The sequence below is a fragment of the Mycobacterium sp. genome (assembly GCF_049278535.1).
Taxonomy (GTDB): Bacteria; Actinomycetota; Actinomycetes; order Mycobacteriales; family Mycobacteriaceae; genus Mycobacterium.
Window position 1 is genome coordinate 1 of the sequence record NZ_JBAPMI010000268.1, and the last position, 5,070, is coordinate 5,070.

4 protein-coding genes are annotated in these 5,070 nt (G+C 69.7%); all 4 read left to right on the forward strand.

All coding sequences use genetic code 11. The features are described from left to right. Positions 1 to 772: glutamate ligase domain-containing protein (locus WAO18_RS18185; RefSeq protein WP_422207629.1), on the forward strand; the 772-nt coding region annotated here is incomplete at its 5' end. 6 nt (positions 773 to 778) lie between these two features. Next, positions 779 to 2,317: a putative lipid II flippase FtsW gene (gene ftsW, locus WAO18_RS18190; protein WP_422207630.1), complete on the forward strand. Its 1,539-nt coding sequence runs from the start codon at positions 779 to 781 to the stop codon at positions 2,315 to 2,317. Beyond that, entirely contained in the window at positions 2,314 to 3,522 is a 1,209-nt protein-coding gene (gene murG / locus WAO18_RS18195) for an undecaprenyldiphospho-muramoylpentapeptide beta-N-acetylglucosaminyltransferase (protein WP_422207631.1), read from the forward strand. The genes ftsW and murG overlap by 4 nt, the downstream gene beginning before the upstream one ends. Further along, on the forward strand, positions 3,519 to 4,988 hold the full coding sequence (gene murC / locus WAO18_RS18200; RefSeq protein ID WP_422207632.1) for a UDP-N-acetylmuramate--L-alanine ligase: 1,470 nt from the start codon (positions 3,519 to 3,521) through the stop codon (positions 4,986 to 4,988). Before murG ends, murC begins: the two co-directional genes overlap by 4 nt. The last annotated feature ends 82 nt before the right edge of the window (positions 4,989 to 5,070 follow it).

Below are 5,070 nucleotides of genomic sequence, written 5' to 3' on the forward strand. Positions count from 1 at the left end.
CCCCGCACCGGTCCGGGTCGGCTTCCGGCTCGGTGACCCGGCGGCCGGCGAGCTCGGCGTGCGAGACGGCATGCTGGTCGACAGGGCCTTTTTCTCCGCCGGCTCCGATCTGGCTCTGGCGCCGGTCGCGTCGATCCCGGTGCCGGGCCCGGTGGGCGTGCTCGATGCGCTGGCCGCCGCCGCCCTGGCGCGCAGCATCGGGGTCTCCGGCGACGCGATAGCCGCGGCGCTGGCTTCCTTCCAGGTGGGTCGGCACCGCGCCGAGGTGGTCGCGGTTGTCGACAACATCAGCTACGTCGACGATTCCAAGGCCACGAACCCGCACGCCGCCGAGGCGTCGGTGCTGGCCTACCCGCGGGTGGTGTGGATCGCCGGGGGTCTGCTCAAGGGCGCATCGGTGCACGAGACCGTCGCGAAGATCGCTCCGCGGCTGGTCGGGGCGGTGTTGATCGGCCGGGACAGGGCGATGGTTGCCGAGGCGTTATCGCGACACGCGCCGGATGTGCCCGTCGTACAGGTTGTGGCAGGCGAGGATATTGATATGCATGCGACTGCTGAGTCTTCTGTTGCGTATGTGACACGGATGGCTCCTTTGTCGGACGAGACCGTCGGCACCCGTGTTATGACCGCTGCCGTGGCCGCCGCTCGTGGCCTGGCCCAACCCGGCGATACGGTGCTGCTGGCACCCGCTGGTGCCTCCTTTGACCAGTTCACCGGCTACGGGGAGCGCGGCGACGCGTTCGCGGCCGCTGTCCGCGCCACGCCCCGGTAGCTGCGGGTGAAAATCACACTGACCCGGTTGCTGCGCCGGGGAACCAAGGGCGACCTGCCGGCGGACGGTACGTCGGAGGCGTCCGAGGAGAAGGCGACCACCAAGGCGGCAACCGCGGCCACGGGCGAGCCACGTACCCGGTTCGGGGCCTGGCTGGGCCGGCCGATGACGTCGTTCCACCTGATCATCGCTGTCGCCGCACTGTTGACCACGCTGGGTCTGACCATGGTCTTGTCCGCATCCGGGGTCCGTTCCTACGACGATGACGGGTCAGCGTGGGTCATCTTCGGCCGCCAGGTGCTGTGGACAATCGTTGGGCTGGTCGCCTGCTACCTGGCGTTGCGGCTGCCGGTGCGATTCATGCGGCGCATGGCGTTCTCAGGCTTCGCCGCGACCATTGCCATGCTGGTGCTGGTGCTGATCCCGGGAATCGGTAACGAAGCCAACGGTTCTCGCGGGTGGTTCGTGATCGCCGGGTTCTCGATGCAGCCCTCCGAGCTGACCAAGATCGCCTTCGCGATCTGGGGTGCGCACCTGCTTGCGGCGCGGCGCATGGAGCGAGCCTCGTTGCGGGAGATGCTGATTCCGTTGGTGCCGGCAGCGGTCATCGCGCTGGCACTCATCGTCGCGCAGCCCGACCTGGGCCAGACGGTGTCGATGAGCATCATCCTGCTCGGCCTGCTGTGGTACGCCGGCCTGCCGCTGCGGGTGTTCCTGAGCTCGCTGTTCGCCGCGATCGTCGCCGGAGCGATCCTGGCGGTGTCAGCGGGCTACCGCTCCGACCGGGTGCGGTCGTGGCTGGACCCCGGTCAGGACCCGCAGGACTCTGGATATCAGGCCAGGCAGGCCAAGTATGCGCTGGCCAACGGCGGTATTTTCGGCGAAGGCCTGGGTCAGGGCACCGCGAAATGGAACTACTTGCCCAACGCTCACAACGACTTCATCTTCGCGATCATCGGCGAGGAGCTCGGCCTGGTCGGCGCGCTCGGACTGCTGGGACTGTTCGGGTTGTTCGCCTACACCGGGATGCGCATCGCGCGCCGCTCCGCCGACCCGTTCCTGCGGCTGCTCACCGCGACCACCACGCTGTGGGTGATCGGCCAATCGTTCATCAACGTCGGTTACGTGATCGGCCTGCTGCCCGTGACGGGTATCCAGCTGCCACTTATCTCCGCCGGTGGAACATCCACGGCCACAACACTTCTGATGATCGGCATGATGGCCAACGCGGCCCGGCACGAACCCGAGGCGGTCGCCGCCCTGCGAGCCGGGCGCGACGACCGGATGAACCGCATTCTGCGGCTGCCGTTGCCGGAGCCCTATGCGCCGACCCGGGTCGAGGCGCTGCGCGATCGGCTGCGCAGCCGGCCGCAACCGGCCAAGCCACAGCGCAAGCCGTCCGCTGCTCGAGCAGCGCGGCCGGCGAGACAGCCCACGGTGGATCGGCGGGCTTCCAGCGCAGGGCATCATGTAGGCGGACAGCGGTACACCGGCCAGCGTCAAGCACGCGGCCGTCGAGCACTGGAAGGTCAGCGCTACGGGTGAACGACTCGGTCAAGGAGCCAACCGGGCACTCCTCGTTGTCAGTTGTGCTCGCGGGCGGCGGCACAGCCGGCCACGTTGAGCCCGCAATGGCCGTCGCCGATGCCCTGGTCGCGCTCGATCCCGACGTCCGAATCACCGCGCTGGGCACCGCGCGCGGCCTGGAGACCAGGCTGGTGCCCGAGCGTGGCTACCAGCTCGAGCTGATCACTCCCGTCCCGCTGCCCCGCAAACCCACCGGCGACTTGGCCCGCCTCCCGGCGCGGGTGCTGCGGGCGGTCCGGCAGACCCGGGCCGTCCTGGACAAAGTCGACGCCGACGTCGTGATCGGGTTCGGCGGCTACGTGTCGCTGCCTGCGTATCTGGCTGCCCGTGGGGTGGCCCGGCGCCGTCGGCGCGTGCCGGTGGTGATCCACGAAGCCAACGCCAGCGCCGGGCTGGCCAACCGGGTCGGGGCCCGCAGCGCGCACCGAGTGCTTTCGGCGGTGCCCGATCCCGGCCTGCGGCATGCCGAAGTGGTCGGCGTTCCGGTCCGGGAAGCGATCACCTCGCTGGACCGCGCAAAGCTGCGGTCGTCGGCGCGCGCGCATTTCGGCTTCGCCGACGACGCCCGGGTGCTGCTGGTTTTCGGCGGCTCGCAGGGTGCGGCCTCGATCAACCGGGCGGTCGCCGCGGCCGCCGGCGATCTGGCGGCCGCCGGCGTTGCCGTGCTGCATGCGCACGGCGCCAAGAACACCCTGGATCTGCGCACCAAGGCGCCCGGGGACCCGCCGTACGTCGCGGTCCCGTACCTGAGCCGGATGGACCTGGCCTATGCCGCCGCCGACTTGGCGATCTGCCGGTCGGGTGCGATGACGGTCGCCGAGGTGACCGCCGTCGGACTGCCCTCGGTCTACGTGCCGCTGCCGATCGGCAACGGCGAACAGCGGCTCAACGCGCTACCGGTAGTCCGTGCCGGCGGTGGGATTCTGGTCGCCGACGCCGACCTGACGCCGGACTTCATCGCCGAGCAGGTTGCCGAGCTGCTGAACGACGCGCCGCGGCTGGCGGCGATGACGACGGCCGCGGCACTGGCCGGTCATCCGGACGCGGCGAAGCAGGTGGCGCGCGTCGCGCTGGACGTCGCGCGGGCAGCGCGGGATGGCAGGCGCGGGAAAAGTCGGCGGAGTGCGCTGGACGTCGCGCGGACGGGGAGAACTCGACGATGAACGCCCCGCCGCTGCCCCCCGAATTGCAGCGGGTGCACATGGTCGGCATCGGGGGAGCGGGCATGTCGGGGATCGCCCGCATCCTGCTGGACCGCGGCGGGATGGTGTCCGGATCCGATGCCAAGGAGTCACGCGGAGTGCGCGCACTGCGGGCCCGCGGCGCACTGATCCGGATCGGCCACGACGCGTCGTCACTGGATCTGCTGCCCGGTGGTGCGACGGCGGTCATCACCACCCACGCCGCGATCCCCAAGACCAATCCCGAGCTCGTCGAGGCGCGTCGCCGTGGCATTCCGGTGGTGCTGCGGCCGGCGGTGCTGGCCAAGCTGATGGCCGGCCGGACCACGCTGATGGTGACCGGTACGCACGGCAAGACGACCACCACGTCGATGCTGATCGTGGCGCTTCAGCAGTGCGGCCGGGACCCGTCTTTCGCCGTCGGGGGTGAGCTGGGCGAGGCCGGTACCAACGCCCACCACGGCAGCGGGGACTGCTTTGTCGCCGAGGCCGACGAGAGCGACGGCTCGCTGCTGGAATACACCCCGAATGTCGCGGTGGTCACCAACATCGAGGCCGACCATCTCGACTTCTTCGGCAGTTCCGATGCCTATACCGCGGTGTTCGACTCGTTCGCGGAGCGCATCGCACCCGGCGGCGCGCTCGTCGTCTGCACCGACGACCCGGGCGCGGCCGCTCTGGCCGAACGCGTTGCAGCACTGGGGATCCGGGTGCTGCGGTACGGCTCCTCGTACGACAGTCCTGACCACAAGTTGGCCGGGGCGTTGTTGTCATGGGAACAACAGGGCACCGAGGCGGTCGCACACATCAAGCTCGACGGCGAAATCCATCCGTGGGTGATGCGGCTGTCGGTCCCGGGCCGGCATATGGCGCTCAACGCGCTGGGTGCGATGCTGGCCGCCGTCGAGATAGGCGCCGCAGCCGACTGCGTGTTGGACGGGCTGGCCGGTTTCGAAGGAGTGCGTCGCCGCTTCGAGCTGATCGGAAACACCTCCGGGGTAAGGGTTTTCGACGACTACGCCCACCATCCAACGGAAGTCAGTGCCACCCTGGAGGCGGTACGGACGCTGCTGGAGCAGAGCGGCGCCGGCCGATCGCTGGTGGTGTTTCAGCCGCATTTGTACTCGCGGACAAAGGATTTCGCTGTGGAGTTCGGTCAAGCACTCGACGCGGCCGATCAGGTTTTCGTGCTCGACGTCTACGCCGCACGCGAACAGCCGATCATCGGGGTGAGCGGGGCGCTCGTTGCCGAACACGTCAGCGTCCCGGTGCAGTACCTGCCCGATTTCTCGTCGGTCGCCGAGGCAGTGGCCGCGGCCGCCGCGCCGGGCGATGTCGTCGTGACGATGGGCGCCGGCGATGTCACCATGCTCGCGCCGGAGATCGTCACCGCGCTGCAAGTACGGTCCAACCGCGGCGCGCCGGGCCGGCCGGGGACGTCGTCGTGACCGAGCGGGACGACGTGACGCCGGGTGATGCGGCCGACGACCCCGCGAGCGACATCACCGCGACCGGGCCGATCGAGAACGA

Bases quoted from the DNA above. Each gene is read 5' to 3' on its own strand.
- murC (WP_422207632.1), top strand. From the start codon at position 3,519: ATGAACGCCCCGCCGCTGCCCCCCGAATTGCAGCGGGTGCACATGGTC.